The sequence below is a fragment of the Lactobacillus amylolyticus DSM 11664 genome, assembly GCF_000178475.1.
Taxonomy (GTDB): Bacteria; Bacillota; Bacilli; order Lactobacillales; family Lactobacillaceae; genus Lactobacillus; species Lactobacillus amylolyticus.
Window position 1 is genome coordinate 36,596 of the sequence record NZ_ADNY01000013.1, and the last position, 19,334, is coordinate 55,929.

A 19,334-nucleotide genomic window follows, 5' to 3' on the forward strand; every position below is an offset into this window, starting at 1 on the left:
AATTAATCACGTCTTTCCTAAACTCGATTTTGTTCTAAGTCTTTATAATGCAAAATTTCTTTTAATGTTTGATGATCCGCGGCCGTCAATTTTGGATCTGCTTGAACTAGCGCTTTAGCTTCTTTTTGCGCGACGACTAAAGTTTGGTAGTTATTAACAACATTGCCGACTCTAAATTCCGGCAAACCAGATTGAGCCTTGCCAAACAGATCTCCTTCGCCGCGCATTTTAAGGTCTTCTTCAGCTAGTTTAAAGCCATCATTAGTTGAAGCAATGATTTTCATTCTAGCTTTGCCAGAATCAGTCTTTGGATCTGCCACAAAAACGCAATAGCTCTGCGTCTGACCACGGCCAATTCGGCCTCTTAATTGGTGAAGCTGACTTAAGCCGAAACGATCGGCATTATAAATTACCATCATATTGGCATTAGCCACATCGACACCAACTTCAATGACACTAGTTGTAACAAGAATATCAATTTCACCCGCAGCAAAGTCAGCCATAATTTCATCTTTTTTCGGTCCTGGCATCTGGCCATGCAGTAAGACGACGTTTTGATCTGGAAAATCATGACTGAGCTTTTGGTGCAATTCTTCAGCATTTTTTAAATCCAAGGTCTCAGATTCAGAGATCAGCGGCGTTACTGCATAAATTTGAAAACCGGCCGCTAATTGCTCGCGCATCAAGCGATAAACGCTATCCATTTGACTGCTTGTTTGCCAACTAGAGATTATTGGTTTCCGCCCAGCTGGCAAGTGACGTATTTCGGAAACGGACATTTCCCCATAAACAGTTAGAGCAAGCGTGCGCGGAATTGGCGTTGCCGTCATTGCCAAAATATCAGGACATTCGCCTTTGTTAATCAAAGCTTGCCGCTGCCCAACGCCAAAGCGGTGCTGTTCATCGATAATGACTAACCCTAAATTCTTAAAAATGACGTTTTTCTGAATTAAGGCGTGAGTACCAATGACAACGTTAATTGTGCCATCAGTCAGTTCACGGTAAATTTCACGTCGCTCCAATGTTTTAGTGTTGCCCGTTAAAAGTGCAACTCTTACGCCTAATGGTCTGAGCAGCTGATCGATTTTATTAAAGTGCTGCGTTGCTAAAATTTCAGTCGGTACCATCAATGCTGCCTGATAACCAGCCGTAATTGCGGCAAAAATAGCATAAACAGCGACGACCGTTTTGCCTGAGCCAACATCCCCTTGCAAAAGACGCCGCATCTGACGTTTTTGAAACAGATCAGCATAGATTTCATTCACTGCCTGCTTTTGATCAGCCGACAACTCAAATGGTAAGGAAGCCGTTAACTTGGCAATTGCCTTTAAATCATACTTCTTGGCTTCACCGGTATTATGTTCGTTGCTTTGGCTGGTCAAAAGTGCCAGCTGCATCTGAAAAATAAAGAATTCACGGAAAATTGCACTACGTTTAGCAAGTTGTGCCTCATTACCATTCTTAGGATGGTGCATTTTACTGATAATTTCTTGATCGGTTAGCAAGCGATATTTTTCTCTTACTTTTGCAGGTATGATATCTTTAACCTGATCAAGATAATTATCAATTGCAAAATTAATCAGTCCTACCAATTTTTTCTGCTTAACATGCTTGTTAACAGGATAAATCGGCGCCATTCCACTATCATTTTCCTTTTCAGCAACAAACTTGAAAGCTGATAAAGACTGCCGAGCAACATTATATTTGCCATATACAGCAACTTCTTTGCCAATCTCGACCTTGTTTTTAAGCCATGGCTGGTTAAAAAAATTGACCATGACAATATCATGGTCAATCCTTAATTTGAAGCTTAGACGGCTCTTTTTGTAGCCAAAGCGGGTCAAAAAAGGCTCAGTTGCTACAATTCCCTTTAACAATACCTTCTGACCATCCATGATTTGATCAAGCGGTAAAGTCTGCAATTCGTCATAGCGAAAAGGAAAGTAAAATAGCAAATCATAAATGCTATAGATACCTAAGCTCCCTAAATTTGCTGCAGTCTTTGTTCCAACACCCTTTATATCTGTTACTGGAGCAAATAATGCATTTTCATTCATATTAATTATTCAGCTGAAATCAAGAAATTATAAACTGGTTGACCACCATCGTGAATTTCAAATTCAAGATCATCATGTTCGGCCTTCAAAGCTGATACTACTTTTTCAGCTTGTTCCTTGTTAGCATCACGACCGTACATAATTGTGATAATTTCAGTGTCGTCATCAAGCATCTTTTCGACCATTTCAGTAGTTGCCTTGATTAAATCGGCATTATCGATCTTAATGTCGCCATCAACGATACCTAAGTAATCATTCTTATGAATTTCTACACCATTAATAGTAGTATCACGGTTTGCTTGGGTTACTTCACCGGAAACAACTGTATCCAAATCTTCAGTCATTGCTTCAACATTATCATCAACTGAAGCATCAGGATCAAATGAAAGCATGGCAGTTAAACCTTGTGAAATCGTTTTAGTTGGAACAATGCCAACTGGAATATCGCTAACTTCTGCAGCTTGCTTAGCAGCCATAATAATATTGCCGTTGTTTGGCAGAACGATTGCTTTCTTAGCGCCGGATTTCTTAATGGCATCGATAATATCAGCTGTTGATGGATTCATTGTTTGTCCACCAGAGATAATTCGGTTAACGCCTTCACTTTCAAAGAGTTTGCGAATACCATTACCAGAAGCTACGGCAATAACAGCAAAGTCTACGCTTTCTTGCTTATCTTCATCGCCTTCAACAATGGTTTCATGTTGAATTCTCATGTTGTCAATCTTGATTTTGCCGAGTTGGCCGAATTGACTTCCATATTGGAAAACTTCACCTGGATGTTCAGTATGAACGTGAACCTTGGCAACGTCACCATCAGAAACAGCCAGCAAGGAATCACCAATACCTGATAAATGCTTTCTGAATTCGTCTAAGTCAAATGGCTTCTTATTAGGAACATCAGCAGTTAAATCAACCATGATTTCTGTACAATAGCCATTCTTGATATCTTGCGTAGCCAATTGACTTTGAACAGATTGATGGTGCATGGCGTTAATCATTTCGTCCATTTCACCTGCATCTGGTTGATATTGGTCGGCAAAGTTTTCGCCCAAAATTCCTTCAAGGAATCCTTCATAAATAAAGAGCAACCCTTGACCACCTGAATCGACAACGCCAACTTGTTTCAAAATTGGAAGCAAATCTGGTGTAGTCTTTAGTGCCTTTTTAGCACCTTCTACAACTGCCTTCATTACTTCTTCAACATCATCGGTATCGTTAGCCTTAGTGGCACCCTCTTCTGCTGCTACGCGAGCAACTGTCAAAATAGTACCTTCTACTGGCTTCATAACTGCTTTATAAGCGGTTGTAACACCATTGGTGAAAGCATTGGACAATTCTTGCGCATTAAGAGTTTTCATGCCTTGAGTAGCTTTATAGAAGCCTCTAAATAGTTGTGAAGTAATAACCCCACTGTTGCCACGAGCTCCCATCAGCATCCCTTTGGCTAAGCTTTCGGTTAAATCACTAACATTGGTACTTGGATTTTCGCTGACAGCTTTTGCTCCACTTGCAATAGTCAAATTCATGTTGGTACCCGTGTCACCATCTGGAACTGGGAATACGTTCAATGAGTTAACAAATTCCGCATTTTTACCCATTCGATGAGTGGCCACGCGAACCATATCTCTAAATTGTGTACTATCTATTTCTTTTAAAACCAAAATTCATAACCTCCGCTTGCGTTACTCGTCAAGTACCTTAACGCTTTGCACGATGACATTAACTGCTTTAGTGTCAAAACCAAGTTGATTCTTCAAATTATATTTAACACTATCTTGAACATTGCGACTAACTTCTGAAATCTTCAAGCCATAGCCAACAATAATGTAAACATCAACGGTGATTTCATTATCTTCTGACTTGACAACAACACCGCGTTTATAGTTAGCCCGATTAAGAATACCGTCAAAGCCGTCACGAATGGCGTTCTTTGAAGCCATTCCTACAACGCCGTAATTAGAGGTAGCTGCACCACCAACAACAGTTGCAATCACTCCGTTTGAAATATCAATCAAACCATCTTTTGTTTTGATCTTAACAGCCATTTTCTTCCTCCATCTTTATTATTGTCTTAATATACGTATTTATTTTATCATAGTAAAACGTTAAACGCTTAGTAAATCAATTTATTAAAAAATACTTTTGGAGTTGAATTGACGCTCACAATATGCTATCTTATTTAAGTATGAAAACACAGCTAAAGGAGGTTTAGCAAATGGCAAAAGATTTTGTAACAGGTAAGAAGACTACTTTTGGTAACAAACGTTCCCACTCAAAGAGATCAGCTCGTCGTGCATGGAAGCCAAACCTTCAAAGAGTTCGTATTCTTGTTGACGGTAAACCAAAGCGCGTTTGGGTTTCAACTAAGACTTTGAAGTCTGGTAAAGTAACTCGTGCCTAATAACCATTCAAGCCTATTGGATCAGTGATCTGATAAGCTTATTTTTTATTTTGAAGCAAATTAAAAAGAGATGCATTTTTATGCATCTCTTTTTTCATTAACGAGCAATATTGTGATGCTTGTCATCATCAGGAATTTCATTAGCCATTCTTTCATCAAGTGGAGTGTAAGCATAGGCATTGATCATTTCACTTAATTTGATTGGCAATCCCAAATCCTGGAAAACAACCCCCTCTTGCACTACCGTGCACTGCTGCAACATCCTTCTTTTTCTTTTTATCGAAAATGTGAACACGATTCTTGTGCATGTAATCTTCAACATTTCTCTTTGCACGGTCAAGACGAGCTTCGTAACGGTCATTTTCAAAACTTGCTACTTGCTTTTCAAAATCATTGTATTTCATAACCTAATAATACTTTCTTGAATTAGAAAATAGTAGTTAGCTATATTTTACACGTTCTCGTCATAAATGTTATGAAATCGATTAATATCTTTTGAAAAAATTACTGCAGCCATTCCAGAAGATAAATTTAGGTGAAACCGATTGTTTCCTTTTTTAAATTCGTTTGAGGCAAAAATGCGGGGATATGCTGTCGAAAATCCATGCAATTCATAGCGGGCATCCAAAATATTCAAATTTTCTGTTTTTTCTAAACAAGCGACGCCAAAATATGGGTACTCACCTTGCTGCTGAACAAGATGCTGACCATGATCCAGAAAGATAATTTTGTTCTGACAATCAACTAGAGAAATTTTTTCAGCATAACACCTGACTGCTGGGTTGAGCAGCATAAATAAATTGACCAAGAAATGATCAATGCGGCCTCCCGTTGCTCCTAAAATTGTCAACTGATCGACGTGATAATCAATAAAAGCCGCCCTGATCATCAATTCCGAATCTGTCCAATCTTTTATAGGATTTGAATAGCGAATATCATGTACGTTTGCTTCAATTTTTGATAATTCTTCGGGTTTTAAAGAGTCAAAATCACCGATTGCCAAATCTGGAACCAATCCCATCTCTTCCAGCAGTAAACTGCCCCGATCAACACCGATGAGCAAAGAGCCTACCTTTTTTTCTTTATTTAATCGCTTTTGAATATCAGCAGGCCATACATTTTCAGGGCCACCTAAAAGTGCGTATGCTCTCATGATAGACTTTGCGTTAATTTGGCAATCTGACTGGCAATATCGCCTTTTTCAAAAAGATAAGAGCCCGCTACAAAGACATTGGCACCAGCGTCCTTGGCAATTCTAGCAGTTTGCTGATTAATGCCACCATCGACTTCAATTGCAATATCCTTGCCCACCAATTCTCTTGCCTCTTTAATACGGGAAGCTGAATTTTCCAAAAACTTCTGTCCGCCAAAGCCAGGATGAACCGTCATTAACAAAAGCTGATCAATTTGATTCTTAAATTGTTCTACAACTGGAATTGGCGTATCAGGATTCAAAACTAAACCAGCCTTAACCCCATTTGATTTGAGATAATCCAGCCAATACTTCACTTCATTTGGCTGCATTGCTTCATAATGAAACTCAAGCAGATCTGCACCGGCCTTTACGAAAGCTGGAATCAAGACCTTTGGGTTATTACTCATCAAGTGAATTTCAGCTTCAGTAATCGGAAATTCAGTTTTAAAATCACTAACTAATTGCGGGCCAAAAGACAGATTCGGGACAAAATGACCATCCATGATATCAATATGAAAACGGGTAATCCCTGCATTCGTCGCTCTTTTGATTTCATCTTTTAGCGTTAAATTATTTGCATTCAGAATTGACGGTGCAATCAACATCTTATCTCCCATTACTTCAAATACTCTGGTATTCTTCCTTCTTCAATTTCATTTCTCATTGCCAAATAATCGTCATAACGGCTTTGAATGATCTCACTTTCGGCCAACAGACGTTTAACTTCGCATTTTGGCTCTTTTAAGTGCAGACAACCTCTGAATTTGCAATGAGCACTAGCCTTTTTAAATTCCAAAAAATAGTTTTTTAGTTGATCCAACTTAATAGGCGTTAAATCAATTGACGAAAAGCCAGGCGTATCAGCTAAAAAGCCTTTGCCCAGCTTAAACAATTGTACTTTTCTTGTCGTATGTTTTCCGCGATTTAAAACCATCGAAATTTGGCCTGTCTCTTGATTGGCATCCTTTTTTAATTTGTTAAGCAGCGTCGACTTACCTGCACCGGACTGACCGGCCAAAGTCCAAATTTGATCTTTGCCAATTTTTTGATTTAATTCTTTCGCCAAAGTTTCCGCATCAAAATAGACAGGATAGCCTATCTTTTGATAATAAGCTAAATCCTGTTTAATTTGCTCTAATTTTGCACTATTTTTTAATAAATCGGCCTTTGACAAATAGAGCGTAACCGCAACTTTTTGCCATGCAAAAAATGTCAGAAAACGATCTAAAAGCTGCAAGGAAAAATCTGGTTGAACAGCAGAAATAACCAGCAAGACGTGACTAACATTGGCAACTGCAGGGCGACCAATTCGATTCATTCTTGGAAAAATTTTCACCAAATAGCTGGTACCTTGATCATCTATTTGAATTTCAACGTGATCGCCTACTGCGGGCTTTTGCTTTTTTTGACGAAAAACGCCACGAGCACGTGTTCTAATAAGGCCCTCATCTGTTTCAACGTCGTAATAACCGGCAATTAGCCCAATTACAGTTCCTTTAGCTAATCGTGTCATTTAGTTACCTTTTCGTTCAAAATTGTTTTACCATCCCGAATTACTTTTAATTGGCCTGAACCATCTTTAAGTGAGAATGGTATTGAAAAGCTCATATCATGTTTAATGTAAAGATCACGATAAATATTGCCTAGCGAATGATCATCATCTTTAATATAAATCTGGACATGGTTGCCTTCGCTTTCTTGACTTTTGCTATCGCTTGGTTGCGGAGCAACATAGTCAACCGTGAAGTTCTTAGTAATATTTACGGTCTTTTCTTCACTTTCTTTGGCACCCTTTGATACTTTGATTGTGACTGTTGAACCACGTTCCACCTTAGTTCCAGCAGCAGGTTGCGTAGAAATAACCATGCCCTTATCAATAGTATCGGAGTATTCTTCATTTATTTGCAAGGTAAGACCATTATCCTTTGCATAATCCTGAGCACTTGTTAATGAATAGTTCTTTAAATTCTTAAGCGTAATCATCGTGCTCTTCGGCTTTTGCAGTTTTCCTTGAGAAACAAATAAAGTAATTGTTGTTTGTTTTGGCTTTACTTGAACTCCTGCAGCAACACTCTGTGAAATCACATTGCCACTGTCTACGTCAGAAGAGTATTGATTTTCTCGAATCACATCAAAGCCCAATTTTTCTAGTTTTTGTGCAGCCTTGTCGTAATCCATATTTACAACATTAGGTACTTTGACCATCCCTGCACCACTAGAAACAATTAAGTCGATGCTCTTGCCTTTAGCAACTGAATCACCTGCTGATGGAGTTGTTTCAATCACTTTACCAGCATCAATGCTGTCAGAATGTTGTCTCTTCACTGTTCCAACGCGTAGGCCAGCATTTTCAATTTTGATTTTTGCTTTGCCTTCAGCGACATTTGTCACATCAGGCACATAAATTTTTTGTTGAGCATTCTTGCCACTAAGTGCAAAAATCATGATAAAAATAATTAAAAAGGAGGCGATTCCAATAAAAATAAACCACCATTTGTGTTTTTTGACCGTTTGCAAAAAGCCAGGTTTTGTTTCTGCCTTTTGCTTTTGGTCATCGGTCTTTTTATCCTCATCCTGCTGTTTATCAATTTGAGGCTTAAAGCCAGGAAGGATAATCGTTTCATCATCGCTCATCCCATGATTAGGGACAAAGATTGGTTCGTCTTTACGACTGAAGTCTAAACTTGTATCAAGATCAGCTTTCATTTCTTGAGCAGATGCATAACGGTCGCGTGGATCTTTTGCAGTTGCTTTCAAGACAACATTTTCTAAGGCTTGCGGCACAGCGGGATTCTTTTTTCTGATTGATGGAATCGGTTCTTGTGCATGCTTTAACGCCACCGCAACCAGCGCATCACCATTAAACGGCACATGTCCGGTAATTAATTCATATAAAATAATTCCTAAGGAATAAATATCTGACTGCTTGGTAACCCATCCACCGCGCGTTTGCTCTGGAGACGTGTAATGAACTGATCCCATCACCGAATTGGTTTGAGTAACTGAACTTTGATTCAAAGCTACAGCAATTCCGAAGTCTGCGATTTTCACGTTGCCGCGTTTATCCATCAAGATATTTTGCGGCTTTAAATCACGGTGAATGATATTATGCTTGTGAGCCAAAGCAACTGCACTCAAAATCTGATCCATGATTCTAATAACTTCATGCAGATCCAGCGGGGAATTTTTTTGAATGTATTCTTTTAAATCAGGGCCGTCGACATATTCCATGACCATGTATGGCAAACCCTGATCATTGCCAACATCGAGAACAGATACAATATTTGGATGGCTTAATTCACTAGTGGCTAAAGCTTCACGTTGAAAACGTGCTTCAGTTTGTGGTTCTTTTTGCAAATCCAAACGCAAAACTTTAACGGCGACCTTGCGTTGCAAAATAATATCTTTGGCTAAATATACATTAGCCATTCCGCCTTCGCCAAGAGTATCGATGATCCGGTAACGTTCACCTAGCAAATAACCTTTATCGATCATTTGCTATCATCCTCCTTGTTGCAAACCAGACAGACAGTGATATTGTCACCACCGCCTAATCGATTTGCTTCATTGACTAATTTATTGCAGCGATCTTTAAGAGAAAGATCCCTAGTAGCCAAAATTTGCTGAATTTGAGGGTCACTCAACGAATTGGTCAAGCCATCCGTGCAAAGCAAAATTGTGTCGTTTTCATTCAGCTCAATCGTGTCAAATTCTGGATCAATCGTGCTGGATACGCCTAAAGCCTGAGTAATAATATTCTTTTGCGGATGATGCTTAGCTTGTTCCTTCGTAATTTGACCCATTTTAACGAGTTCGTTGACCAAGGAATGATCTTCGGTCAATTGAATAAACTTGCCATCAGCATAGCTGTATGCCCGTGAATCACCCAAGTGAGCGATTAAAGCACTATCAGCAAACGCAAAAGCCAAAACAATAGTAGTACCCATCCCATTTAAATCTGGAAAACGCTCAGCGGTCTTTAAAATCGTTTCATTTTCTGAATTTAATTGAACTTCAAGCCATTTATGGGCGATTGCGGGCGTAGTAAAATCAGTCATCTGAAAATTATGTCCCAAATGACTAACGGCCATCGTCGAGGCTACATCCCCACCTTGATGACCACCCATGCCATCGCAAACGATCGCTAAAGTAATATCACTTTTATTCTTAAAAACTCGTACAAAATCTTGATTGCTTTTTCGTATTCTACCAATACTTGAAGCATAAGCTGTCTGAATCAAAATCTAACCTCGTAATTTTAACTTAGCAATAAAGAAACCATCACTGCCATATTCATCAGGCAGAATTTTCAGCATTCCTGTTTTACTGCTAATTTTTTCTAACTTAAAAGGCTGTAACGCAAAATCAGGATGGGCTGCCAAGAACTTGCGTATTACATCCTCATCTTCTTCTTTAGAAATCGTGCAGGTTGAATAAATCAGCTCTCCGTCATTCTCAAGAAGACAACTTACATGATTAAGAATCGCCAACTGAATTTTGGCTAAACTAAATAAATCATTTTTACTCTTAGTGTACCTAATCTCAGGTTTGCGGCGCAATAACCCTAAACCTGAACAGGGTGCATCTACTAATATTTTAGCAAATTGCTGCTTAGAAAAGTAATCATCAGCCTTTCGTGCGTCAATTGCCACAGTTTTTACTTTATCGGCAACATTCATTCTTTTAGTATTCTGCTGCACTAAGCGCAATTTTTTATCATGGATATCTAAGGCAGTCACTTCGCCCGTTTGAAGGTGTTCCGCAATCTGTACTGTTTTTCCTCCTGGAGCGCTGCAAGCATCCAAAACTTTCTCATTGCCCTTAAAATCAAATGCGTCTACTACAAGACTAGCTGCTTCATCCTGGATGGTCAACTTTCCTTGTTTGAACAAAGAAGAAGATGCAATTCCACCATGAACCAGAATTGCAACATTAGCTGCTAATTTAGAAGGCGTTGGTTCATAGCCTGCCTGTTTTAAAGCAGCTACAGTTTTTTCTTCATCTTGCAGAATAGATAAGCGAACGCTATTTTTAGCCGTTTCATTATAGCTTGCTAGAATTTTCTCTGTTCGTGCTTCTCCCCAGAGTGAAATAAAATATTCAACAAGCCAGCGAGGGAAACTCTCCTTAACGCTCAAATAATTAACCAGGTCGTTTTTATCAGGAAGAATCGGTCCGCGACGTGTCAGAGAACGCAAAATTCCGTTGACTAGACGAAAACCGGATGAATGCTTTTTGCCAAATTGCTTCGCCAACTTATTAGCTTCATCCAGAACTGCACGATTTGGCACTTTATCCAAAAAAAGAATTTGGTATGCCGACATTAAAAGCAAAGGTTTTAAATATTTTTCTGTAATTTTGCTTTTAATCAAATCATGAAGCTGATATTCAAGATAGATTTTATATTGAATTGTTCCATAAACTATCTTAGTTGCAAGATTCTGATCAGCCACAGACAGATTGCTGTGTTTTAAATTATTGTTCAAACTAATATTTGAATACGAACCATTCTCTAAAACTCGAATTAAAGTTTCTAATGCGATAGCACGTGCACTCTTAGTCGTCGACAATTTTTTCTCCCGGAGCATACTTCTTTCCTTGACCGTTCAAGAAATTCTTAACTTCCATTTTCTTCTTGCCAGCTGGCTGCAATTCCAATAAATTCAAAACGGAATTATCAGCAAAACTAAGTGCAAACCGCTTTTTATTGTCAACAACGCAGCCTGCTTCTAAACTGCTGGAATCTTCTGCTACTTCAGCCTTCCAGACCTTTAATCTTTTTCCTTCGACCATCAAATAAGCACCAGGATCTGGATTAAGGGCACGAATAAGGTTGTTGGCCTCTGAAGCTGTCATTTCGGTAGTAATTTTTTCTTGCTCTTTCTTAATATTCGGTGAAAAAACTACTTTTTCAGGATCTTGTGGCGTCTTTACTACCGTACCATCAGCAATTTTTGGCAAAGTTTCCAGCAATAAATCGCGTCCTAAATAGGATAATTTTTCAAAAACAGTACCCGCATTATCATCAGGTTCAATCTTAAGAGCCTTTTGCGCATATATATCGCCGGCATCCATCTTTTTAACCATTTCCATGATTGTAATGCCTGTTTCTTTATCGCCATTTAATAGCGCATATTGAATTGGTGCACCACCGCGATATTTTGGCAATAAAGAGCCATGAACGTTAACAGCCGCAATCTTTACAGAATTCAAAAATTTCGTTGGTAAAAACTGACCATAAGCAGCCGTTACGATGAAGTCAGCATGCATGTCAATTAATTCTGCCATCTCTGGTGAGCCGGAGAGCTTAATTGGTTGATAAACAGGAATATCGTGAGCTTCAGCGGCAATTTTGGCTGGTGTCTTAGTAATCTTTTGCTTACGTCCTACCTTCTTATCAGGTTGAGTCACTACCGCTTTAATCTCATAGCCTTTATTAATTAACCCTTCTAACACAGGAACTGAAAATTGGGGTGTGCCCATGAAAATAATTGACTGCATTTGCATCCTCCTTAAATAATTCGTTCTGGTTCGTTATCAATATATACATTCAAACCATACTTTTTAACTTCTTGTGCGGAATCCTGAATATGGTGCAATATCGCATTAAGTTCTGTTTCTTTTTTATATTTTACCAGTATTTGATAATAATATTGATTTTTTAGACGAGAAATTGCGCTTGGTGTTGGTCCCAAGATAATTGTTTCTGGATGAAGTCGTCCTTGCAATTGACGTTTTATATTAAAAGCTTCTCTAGCCGCATTTTGCTCCTTTTTTGAAGCTACTGAAATTAAAACGGTATAGAAATATGGCGGATAATTTCCAGCATGACGCATGCGCATTTCATAAGTATAAAAACGTTCATAGTCCTGAGTTTGTGCAAGCTTGATTGCATAATGATCCGGATTATAGGTCTGAATAATTACTTCTCCTCTTTTCTCTGCTCGACCAGCACGCCCCGCTACTTGCGTCAATAATTCAAACGTCCTTTCCGAAGCATTATAGTCCGGCAGCCAAAGCCCTGTATCAGCATTGATGACGCCAACAAGAGTAACATTTGGAAAATCCAGTCCCTTTGCAATCATCTGTGTTCCCAACAAAATATCAGCTTCATGATCGCCAAAGGCATCCAAAATACGCTTATAACTACCCTTGCGTCTAGTGGTATCAACATCCATTCGCAAAATTCGCGCACCTGGCAACAATTCTGTCAATTCTTCCTGAACTTTTTGTGTGCCTGTTCCTAAAAAACGAATTTGTGAACTTTGACAGTTGGGGCAACGTTGCGGAATTTTTTCCGTATAGCCGCAGTAGTGGCACTGCATCATACCGGTATCTTTATGCATAGTCAAAGATAAATCACAATTAGGACATTTCATGACATAACCACATTCTCGGCAAAGCATGAAATTGGCAAAACCACGCCTGTTAAGCATAAGAATAATTTGCTCTTTGTTTTCTAATTTCTTTTTTATCGCGTCTACTAATTCAACCGATAAGTCAAACTGTCCTCCAGCAAATTCAACATGCTTTAGATCAATTAAATTAACTTCTGGCAGTTTCTTTTGATTTGCTCTTTTAGTCAGTCTAAGCAATTGATAGACGCCTTTTTGTGCTCGAGCACGACTATATAGAGATGGTGTCGCACTACCCAAAACTAAAGGACAATTATTGAACTGACTGCGATAAATAGCCACATCTCTAGCTTGATAGCGCGGATTTTTATCCTCTTGTTTATAAGTAGCCTCATGCTCTTCATCAATTACGATCAAACCGATATTTTTCAAAGGTGCAAAAACGGCACTTCTGGCACCAACAACGACTCTTACTTCACCACGCCGAATTTTGCGCCATTCATCATAAAATTCACCATTAGATAAACCACTATGCAAAACGGCAATTTTTTCGCCAAAACGCGTTTTAACCTGCCGCACCATCTGCGGGGTCAAAGAAATTTCCGGCACCAGCATCAATGCGTTTCTGCCTTTTGCTAAAGCCTTACTGATAGCATACAAATAAACTTCGGTTTTCCCGCTACCAGTAATACCTTCAAGCAAAAATTTTTTGGCCTCTTTTTTATCAATCGAGGAATAAATTTGCGCTAAAGCATTTTCCTGTTCATCGTTTAAAATGATTTTTTTGCTGCTTTTTTCATCAAAACCAGCCAATGGATTACGATAAACTTCAACGCTGCTTTTCTTAAGCCAGCCCTTTTTTACTGCTGCGTTAAGCGTTGCTGTTGAAATCGTTAATTTCTTTTCTAAAACAGACTGCTTTTTGGGATAATCTTCTGCATGTTGAAGCAAATCTTGAATTAGTTTTCTCTGATTAACAGCGTTTGAGCGCAAAGAATCGTAAATCTTTTGGTATTCTGCAGCTGCTAAAGTTAAAGAATACTGATTCTCCGTCTTTTTCTTTGCCCTATTTTCAACTACATATTCAATTTTTGCTTCATTATTCCGCAATAAATTACGCGCTAAAGCAATCTGTTTAACATCTGTCATCTCGTTTAAATCAACTGGATCGCCTTGAAAGAGCGGCAGTTTTTTTGCGTCAGCAGAAATTGGCGTCAAAAGTTTGCGGTAATTAGCCCGCATTACTCTCGGCAGCATTGCTTTTAAAATAGTAATTCGATACGAAAAGACTTTATTAGCCAATGCCGCTGATAAAGAAACAAGTTCTGGCGTCAATGGCGGCATCTCATCTACAACAAGAAGCAGATCCTTCAATTCGCCTTGATACTCGCTTTTTTCACTTAAGCCCACAACAAAGCCTTGCAACTTGCGGGGCCCAAAGGGTACAAACACGCGAGAACCAATTTCAACATCTTTTAGCTGATCTGGTACATGATATTCAAAAATGTGATCTGTCTGCTTTGCAGCTATATCTACAATTACTTGGGCTATCATTCTATCACCTTACAAAAAAAGACCCCCATCTTGAGATGGAGGTCAATTAATTAATCTTCAAGGTTTACTTCTGCATGAGCAGGATCAACTGTAACCTTGCCAGCTACGATTTCCTCAAGTGCCTTACCAACTGCCTTATCACATTTAAAACTCTTTAATGTTGGTGGATCACCAGCTTCAAGTTCATGTGCTCTCTTTGCAGCCAAAACTGATAAAGAGTAGCGTGAATCAACGCGTGAAAGCAACTTATCAATTGATGGGTATGTAATTCTCATGATTATTCCTCCTCGACCATTTTACGGTAGTCATCAATTACCCGCTTAACACTAACGTGTTCTGCATCCACGATTGCCTTGATGTGATCAACAGCATTAGCAACCGTATCATTGACAACAGCATAATCGTAATCTTGCATGACTAAAATTTCTTTTCGAGCCTCACGAATTCGACCCATAATTACATCTTCAGATTCTGTACCACGATGCTCTAGGCGCAGATGTAAAGTATGCAAATCCGGTGGCGTCAGAAAGATGAAAACACCGTCCGGCATCTTTTCACGAACCGTGCGAGCACCATTTACATCGGTTTCTATTAAAACATCTTTGCCTTCTGCCAGCATTTTCTTTACAGGACCAACAGGCGTTCCATAATGATGTCCAACGTATTCATTATATTCCAGAAGTTCGCCTTGGTTAATAGCTTCTTGAAAACGCTGCTCACTCACAAAGAAATAGTCTTTACCATCAACTTCGCCGGGGCGAGGCTTACGAGTAGTCATTGAAACGGAATATTCAAATGGAAATACTTTATTTTTAACAATTGCATTTTTAACAGTCCCTTTGCCTACTCCAGAAGGTCCAGAAAGAACAAGTAATAAACCTTTGTGTGCCATGCCAAACTCCCTTTTGCAAAACTTACTAAGTTTATGTTGCACTAAGAAGCTCTTATTTTCAAGTATTCCTTTCCAGTAAATTTTTTTACCCAAACACTTGTTTTTGAAAACAAGTGTTTGCATAATCACTTATGCAAACAGCAGTTCGGGTTTTTAGATAGAGTGAAAAATATGAATAACTTAGTTGCTAAAATAAAGAGCCCAATTAAACGAGCTTACCATTACTTATCTGAATACGACTTTGATCGCATGAGCATTGACGGACAAATCGCCGGCAAAATTTTGGCTTATCTCAGCTATGCTATTCTGCATCATGTATTTGTCATGATTACCTATTATGATGGTCATACCGATATCGGACAGATTAGTCGTCGCCTTTCAGCTGGTCGTTTTGTCTTTCTCTGCAGTGATAATAAGATCCTCAAAATTGTTGACCTAGATGATATTTTTCGAGTTGATTTAACATAAAAAAGGAATTTGGATTCTCTCCAAACTCCTATTTTTTATCTTCTTTAAATGATTTCATCAAATCAACAGCATTTTGCTTAGCCGCATCGGTTACATCACTGCCCGCCATCATTTGTGCAATGGCAGTGATGGTTTCTTCTTTAGTTAATGGACCAACTTGAGTAAAGGTAGCACCATCCTTTACCTGTTTAGCTACAAGATAGCGTTGATCGCCGGCAGCAGCAACTTGGGGTGAGTGTGTAATAGCAATAACCTGTTTTTTCTGACCAATTGAATGCATTTTGCGTCCAATAGCAGCTGATACTCGACCGGAAACCCCTGTATCGATTTCATCAAAGATCATCGTGCCAACTGGCTCAACCTGACTAAAAATAGCTTTTAGAGCCAAAATCAATCTTGATTGTTCACCGCCAGAAACGATTTTAACCAATGGCATCAGATCTTCACCTGGATTTGGCGCAATTAAGAAAACTACATCATCCGTTCCTTTAGCTGTAAAAGTATTGGTTTCATCAAAATTGACAGAAAACCGAGCCTTTTCCATGTATAAGTCAGCTAGTTCCTGTTTGATTTTAGCTTCCAAATTTTGTGCAACTTTTTCACGCATTTGATGCATTTCACGTGCCTGCTGACTCAGCTTTTCTTCAATTGCAGTGACCTTATTTTGAAGCTTTTCCTCATCCAGACCACCCGTTTCAAATTGACCCAACTCTTGGTCAACTTTTTGATAGAATTTGAAAACATCAGCCAAAGTAGGACCATATTTTTTCTTAAGTGAATTTAAAGTATCCAAGCGGTTAGTAACATATTGGAATCTTTCCTCATCAAAGTCCATGGCATCCATTAAATTTGATAGTTCGCTGCGCGCATCATTTAAGGCATAAACGCCATCATCAACCGTTTTGGCAAAATCCTTAAACTTATTGCCAAATTCTGTTAAATCAGTTGCCGCGTTTTGCGCATCCCCTAACAGCGTAGCAATTCCATGTTCGTCATCATCATAAAGCTGCATGAAGTAATTGGCCGTGTCAGCGATCTTTTGATAATTATTCAACTCGTTGAATTCTTCTTCGAGCTTCTCATCTTCTTTCGGATCTTCCAGATTAGCTGCTTCGAGCTCATCATGCTGGAACTGCAATATATCTTGCTTCTGGGCTAGTTCTTGTGCATCCTGCCGCAAATGCCGCAACTGACTGCTCAATTTTTGCCATTCATGAAAATTAGTTTGATACTGTGCTAATTTTTCATGAAATTCCTTAGAAGCATAATTATCGACAAGATCAATCTGACGATCTTGATCCATCAAAATTTGCTGATCATTTTGACCATGAATATCAACTAAATAGTTGCCGATTTCGCGTAAAACATTGATGGTCGTTAATTGACCGTTGATTCTGACTACATTGCGACCCTTAGCTGCCAATTCTCGACTAATTACCAATTGATCATCATCATGCGGCAAACCATACTGATCGCATAAAGCGGCTATTTTTTCTTTTTGATCATCTAATTCAAATAAGCCAGTAACAACAGCCTTTTTTTCGCCCGTACGAATCATTTCTTTTTGACCGCGGCCACCCATTAAAAGTGAAACTGCATCAATTAAGATTGATTTCCCGGCTCCTGTTTCTCCAATCAAAACAGTCATATGTTCTTGAAAGCGAACTTTCAAAGCTTTTATAATTGCAAAGTTTTTAATATCAAGTTCAACTAACATAAACTACCTCTATAATTCGTTTACAGCACGTTCAACCAACTCTGCTGGTGTACCTGACCAAAGATTTTGTCCACCGTTCTCCAACTGTTTCTGCAAATGAATTAAAAATTCAATATTGCCCTTTCCACCTTTAATAGGCGAATAGTCAACTCCTAAAACATTGAAGCCAATCTTCATCGCTTCGTCCATGGTATGCTGAATTACTTGCCGATGAACTTCGTGATCATGAACTATGCCATGTTTTCCCACATTCTCTGGGCCGGCTTCAAACTGCGGCTTAATCAGGCACACGGCATCACAATTATCTTTTAAAATTTGATACATCGGTGGCATGATTAAATCTAATGAAATGAAGGAAACATCTGTCATTGCAAAATCTGGCAATCCTTGATAAAAATCAGCGGGTTTGCTGTAGCGGAAGTTTTGCTTTTCCATTACTACTACTCGAGGATCATCACGCAGCTGCCAAGCCAGTTGATTGTAGCCAACATCTAAGGCATAGACCATCTTAGCCCCATTTTGCAGTGCAACATCCGTAAAACCGCCAGTAGAGGCACCAATATCCAAGCAAATTTTGTCTTGCAAGTCAATATTAAAAACCTTTAAAGCTTTTTCCAGCTTAAAACCGCCTCTTGATACGTATTTTTTGCCATCATCTTTGACATAAAATTTTTCACCATCAGAAAACTTGGTTCCGCTTTTATCAATTCGTTGATGATTGTGGTCAAAAACCAAGCCGGCCATAATTGCACGTTGTGCTTGACTGCGTGAATGAAAAATTCCTTGTTCTGCTAATAAAACATCTGCTCTTTTTTTTGCCATTTAAAGCACCTTTTGATACAGATCCAAAAAACCTGCTAATACTTCACCATTTAATCCATTTAAATCGTCTTTAGCTTGCTTGATCAAATCAGTCAATTCTTTGCGACTCTTATCGATGCCCAAAAGGGTCAAAGTATTATTCTTACCTTTTTCTTGATCCTTATGCGTTGCTTTTCCAGCTTCTTGACTACTTTCAACAACATCAACCAAATCATCATAAATTTGGTAAGAGCGGCCAAATACTTTGGCAAAATCAACCAATTTAACTTCTTCAATTTGACTGGCACCAACCAAAACAGCCGCCATTTTAACGCTGGCTTCGATTAGACAGCCAGTCTTTAGCCATTCCATGCGATTAATAAACTTAGCATCGCCAGCAACAGATTGGTTATTAGTTGAATCAATATCCAAATATTGTCCGCCAACCATTCCATTAGGGCCAACCGCCTGCGTAATGATCTGAACCAGTTCAGCCGATTTGCTGCCTTCAGCAATCCATTGAATCCCCATTGGCAGCAAGGCATCGCCAGCTAAAATTGACTCTGCTTCGCCCCATTTTTTATGGCTGGTTAATTTGCCGCGACGATAATCATCGTTATCCATTGCTGGCAAATCGTCATGAATTAAAGAATATGTATGAATTAGCTCAATACCACAAGCAATTCGAATTTCATCCTCTGTAATTTCTTTTCCCAATGTATTAAGAGTTGCTAAAAAAAGCAGTGGTCTAAGACGCTTGCCGCCTGCCATTACAGAGTAGGCCATAATTTGACTGATTTTTTGATCATCGACTTCATTGGCTAAATGCTTGTTCAAATATTCATTAATTACCGGAGTCCATTGTTTTTGAAAATATTTAAAAGCTGTCAT

The 19,334-nt window shown here is 38.9% G+C and carries 19 protein-coding genes; 2 read left to right on the plus strand and 17 right to left on the minus strand.

The window, feature by feature from the left end; all coding sequences use genetic code 11:
• Window positions 1–17: 17 nt before the first annotated feature.
• Genes recG through HMPREF0493_RS01635 form a run of 3 tightly spaced genes read right to left on the minus strand, consistent with a single transcriptional unit; the run spans window position 18 to window position 4,105 of the window.
• A complete protein-coding gene (recG, locus tag HMPREF0493_RS01625) occupies window positions 18–2,057 on the minus strand; it encodes an ATP-dependent DNA helicase RecG (protein ID WP_006351509.1) in 2,040 nt (679 codons plus the stop codon).
• A gap of 5 nt (window positions 2,058–2,062) precedes the next feature.
• The gene (locus HMPREF0493_RS01630; protein ID WP_006351510.1) at window positions 2,063–3,721 is read right to left on the minus strand and encodes a DAK2 domain-containing protein; all 1,659 of its coding nucleotides are present in this window, start codon (window positions 3,719–3,721) and stop codon (window positions 2,063–2,065) included.
• A 21-nt stretch (window positions 3,722–3,742) separates the two neighbouring features.
• Entirely contained in the window at window positions 3,743–4,105 is a 363-nt protein-coding gene (locus HMPREF0493_RS01635) for an Asp23/Gls24 family envelope stress response protein (RefSeq protein WP_006351511.1), read from the minus strand.
• A gap of 170 nt (window positions 4,106–4,275) precedes the next feature.
• Between HMPREF0493_RS01635 and rpmB the strand changes: the two genes are divergently transcribed.
• Window positions 4,276–4,461 carry a 50S ribosomal protein L28 gene (gene rpmB / locus HMPREF0493_RS01640; RefSeq protein WP_006351512.1) on the plus strand — a complete coding sequence of 62 codons (186 nt, stop codon included), beginning with the start codon at window positions 4,276–4,278 and terminating at the stop codon, window positions 4,459–4,461.
• Between the two features lie 188 nt (window positions 4,462–4,649).
• On the opposite strand, the gene HMPREF0493_RS01645 is transcribed toward rpmB, so the two are convergent.
• The 11 genes from HMPREF0493_RS01645 to gmk are packed head-to-tail and all read right to left on the minus strand — an operon-like array spanning window position 4,650 to window position 15,457.
• Window positions 4,650–4,865: a hypothetical protein gene (locus tag HMPREF0493_RS01645; RefSeq protein ID WP_006351513.1), complete on the minus strand. Its 216-nt coding sequence runs from the start codon at window positions 4,863–4,865 to the stop codon at window positions 4,650–4,652.
• 47 nt (window positions 4,866–4,912) lie between these two features.
• Window positions 4,913–5,614: a thiamine diphosphokinase gene (locus HMPREF0493_RS01650; protein WP_006351514.1), complete on the minus strand. Its 702-nt coding sequence runs from the start codon at window positions 5,612–5,614 to the stop codon at window positions 4,913–4,915.
• A complete protein-coding gene (gene rpe / locus HMPREF0493_RS01655; protein WP_040456941.1) occupies window positions 5,611–6,261 on the minus strand; it encodes a ribulose-phosphate 3-epimerase in 651 nt (216 codons plus the stop codon). Before rpe ends, HMPREF0493_RS01650 begins: the two co-directional genes overlap by 4 nt.
• An 11-nt stretch (window positions 6,262–6,272) precedes the next feature.
• Window positions 6,273–7,169, minus strand: a complete 897-nt coding sequence (rsgA, locus tag HMPREF0493_RS01660) for a ribosome small subunit-dependent GTPase A (RefSeq protein WP_006351516.1) — start codon at window positions 7,167–7,169, stop codon at window positions 6,273–6,275.
• The gene (pknB, locus tag HMPREF0493_RS01665) at window positions 7,166–9,151 is read right to left on the minus strand and encodes a Stk1 family PASTA domain-containing Ser/Thr kinase (protein ID WP_006351517.1); all 1,986 of its coding nucleotides are present in this window, start codon (window positions 9,149–9,151) and stop codon (window positions 7,166–7,168) included. Before pknB ends, rsgA begins: the two co-directional genes overlap by 4 nt.
• Window positions 9,148–9,897 carry a Stp1/IreP family PP2C-type Ser/Thr phosphatase gene (locus HMPREF0493_RS01670; RefSeq protein WP_006351518.1) on the minus strand — a complete coding sequence of 250 codons (750 nt, stop codon included), beginning with the start codon at window positions 9,895–9,897 and terminating at the stop codon, window positions 9,148–9,150. Before HMPREF0493_RS01670 ends, pknB begins: the two co-directional genes overlap by 4 nt.
• Before the next feature lie 3 nt (window positions 9,898–9,900).
• A complete protein-coding gene (gene rsmB / locus HMPREF0493_RS01675; RefSeq protein WP_006351519.1) occupies window positions 9,901–11,244 on the minus strand; it encodes a 16S rRNA (cytosine(967)-C(5))-methyltransferase RsmB in 1,344 nt (447 codons plus the stop codon).
• A complete protein-coding gene (gene fmt, locus HMPREF0493_RS01680; RefSeq protein ID WP_040456879.1) occupies window positions 11,213–12,157 on the minus strand; it encodes a methionyl-tRNA formyltransferase in 945 nt (314 codons plus the stop codon). Before fmt ends, rsmB begins: the two co-directional genes overlap by 32 nt.
• 11 nt (window positions 12,158–12,168) lie before the next feature.
• On the minus strand, window positions 12,169–14,565 hold the full coding sequence (gene priA, locus HMPREF0493_RS01685) for a primosomal protein N' (protein WP_006351521.1): 2,397 nt from the start codon (window positions 14,563–14,565) through the stop codon (window positions 12,169–12,171).
• Between the two features lie 50 nt (window positions 14,566–14,615).
• Window positions 14,616–14,840 carry a DNA-directed RNA polymerase subunit omega gene (gene rpoZ, locus HMPREF0493_RS01690; protein WP_006351522.1) on the minus strand — a complete coding sequence of 75 codons (225 nt, stop codon included), beginning with the start codon at window positions 14,838–14,840 and terminating at the stop codon, window positions 14,616–14,618.
• Window positions 14,841–14,842: 2 nt separating this feature from the next.
• The gene (gmk, locus tag HMPREF0493_RS01695) at window positions 14,843–15,457 is read right to left on the minus strand and encodes a guanylate kinase (protein WP_006351523.1); all 615 of its coding nucleotides are present in this window, start codon (window positions 15,455–15,457) and stop codon (window positions 14,843–14,845) included.
• Between the two features lie 171 nt (window positions 15,458–15,628).
• On the opposite strand from gmk, the gene HMPREF0493_RS01700 reads away from it, so the two are divergent.
• Window positions 15,629–15,925 (plus strand): hypothetical protein, encoded by a 297-nt coding sequence (locus HMPREF0493_RS01700; protein WP_006351524.1) that lies wholly within the window; start codon window positions 15,629–15,631, stop codon window positions 15,923–15,925.
• Window positions 15,926–15,953: 28 nt separating this feature from the next.
• Here the strand turns inward: HMPREF0493_RS01700 and recN are convergent, their stop codons facing one another.
• From recN to HMPREF0493_RS01715, 3 genes are read right to left on the minus strand one after another with little or no spacing between them, the layout of a single operon-like run.
• Window positions 15,954–17,642 carry a DNA repair protein RecN gene (gene recN / locus HMPREF0493_RS01705; protein WP_006351525.1) on the minus strand — a complete coding sequence of 563 codons (1,689 nt, stop codon included), beginning with the start codon at window positions 17,640–17,642 and terminating at the stop codon, window positions 15,954–15,956.
• Window positions 17,643–17,651: 9 nt separating this feature from the next.
• Entirely contained in the window at window positions 17,652–18,464 is an 813-nt protein-coding gene (locus HMPREF0493_RS01710) for a TlyA family RNA methyltransferase (protein ID WP_006351526.1), read from the minus strand.
• Window positions 18,465–19,334, minus strand: a complete 870-nt coding sequence (locus HMPREF0493_RS01715; RefSeq protein ID WP_006351527.1) for a polyprenyl synthetase family protein — start codon at window positions 19,332–19,334, stop codon at window positions 18,465–18,467.

Bases quoted from the DNA above. Each gene is read 5' to 3' on its own strand.
- recG (WP_006351509.1), bottom strand. From the start codon at position 2,057: ATGAATGAAAATGCATTATTTGCTCCAGTAACAGATATAAAGGGTGTT.
- HMPREF0493_RS01635 (WP_006351511.1), bottom strand. From the start codon at position 4,105: ATGGCTGTTAAGATCAAAACAAAAGATGGTTTGATTGATATTTCAAAC.
- rpmB (WP_006351512.1), top strand. From the start codon at position 4,276: ATGGCAAAAGATTTTGTAACAGGTAAGAAGACTACTTTTGGTAACAAA.
- HMPREF0493_RS01645 (WP_006351513.1), bottom strand. From the start codon at position 4,865: ATGAAATACAATGATTTTGAAAAGCAAGTAGCAAGTTTTGAAAATGAC.
- HMPREF0493_RS01650 (WP_006351514.1), bottom strand. From the start codon at position 5,614: ATGAGAGCATACGCACTTTTAGGTGGCCCTGAAAATGTATGGCCTGCT.
- rpe (WP_040456941.1), bottom strand. From the start codon at position 6,261: ATGTTGATTGCACCGTCAATTCTGAATGCAAATAATTTAACGCTAAAA.
- rsgA (WP_006351516.1), bottom strand. From the start codon at position 7,169: ATGACACGATTAGCTAAAGGAACTGTAATTGGGCTAATTGCCGGTTAT.
- pknB (WP_006351517.1), bottom strand. From the start codon at position 9,151: ATGATCGATAAAGGTTATTTGCTAGGTGAACGTTACCGGATCATCGAT.
- rsmB (WP_006351519.1), bottom strand. From the start codon at position 11,244: ATGCTCCGGGAGAAAAAATTGTCGACGACTAAGAGTGCACGTGCTATC.
- fmt (WP_040456879.1), bottom strand. From the start codon at position 12,157: ATGCAGTCAATTATTTTCATGGGCACACCCCAATTTTCAGTTCCTGTG.
- priA (WP_006351521.1), bottom strand. From the start codon at position 14,565: ATGATAGCCCAAGTAATTGTAGATATAGCTGCAAAGCAGACAGATCAC.
- rpoZ (WP_006351522.1), bottom strand. From the start codon at position 14,840: ATGAGAATTACATACCCATCAATTGATAAGTTGCTTTCACGCGTTGAT.
- gmk (WP_006351523.1), bottom strand. From the start codon at position 15,457: ATGGCACACAAAGGTTTATTACTTGTTCTTTCTGGACCTTCTGGAGTA.
- HMPREF0493_RS01700 (WP_006351524.1), top strand. From the start codon at position 15,629: ATGAATAACTTAGTTGCTAAAATAAAGAGCCCAATTAAACGAGCTTAC.
- recN (WP_006351525.1), bottom strand. From the start codon at position 17,642: ATGTTAGTTGAACTTGATATTAAAAACTTTGCAATTATAAAAGCTTTG.
- HMPREF0493_RS01710 (WP_006351526.1), bottom strand. From the start codon at position 18,464: ATGGCAAAAAAAAGAGCAGATGTTTTATTAGCAGAACAAGGAATTTTT.
- HMPREF0493_RS01715 (WP_006351527.1), bottom strand. From the start codon at position 19,334: ATGACAGCTTTTAAATATTTTCAAAAACAATGGACTCCGGTAATTAAT.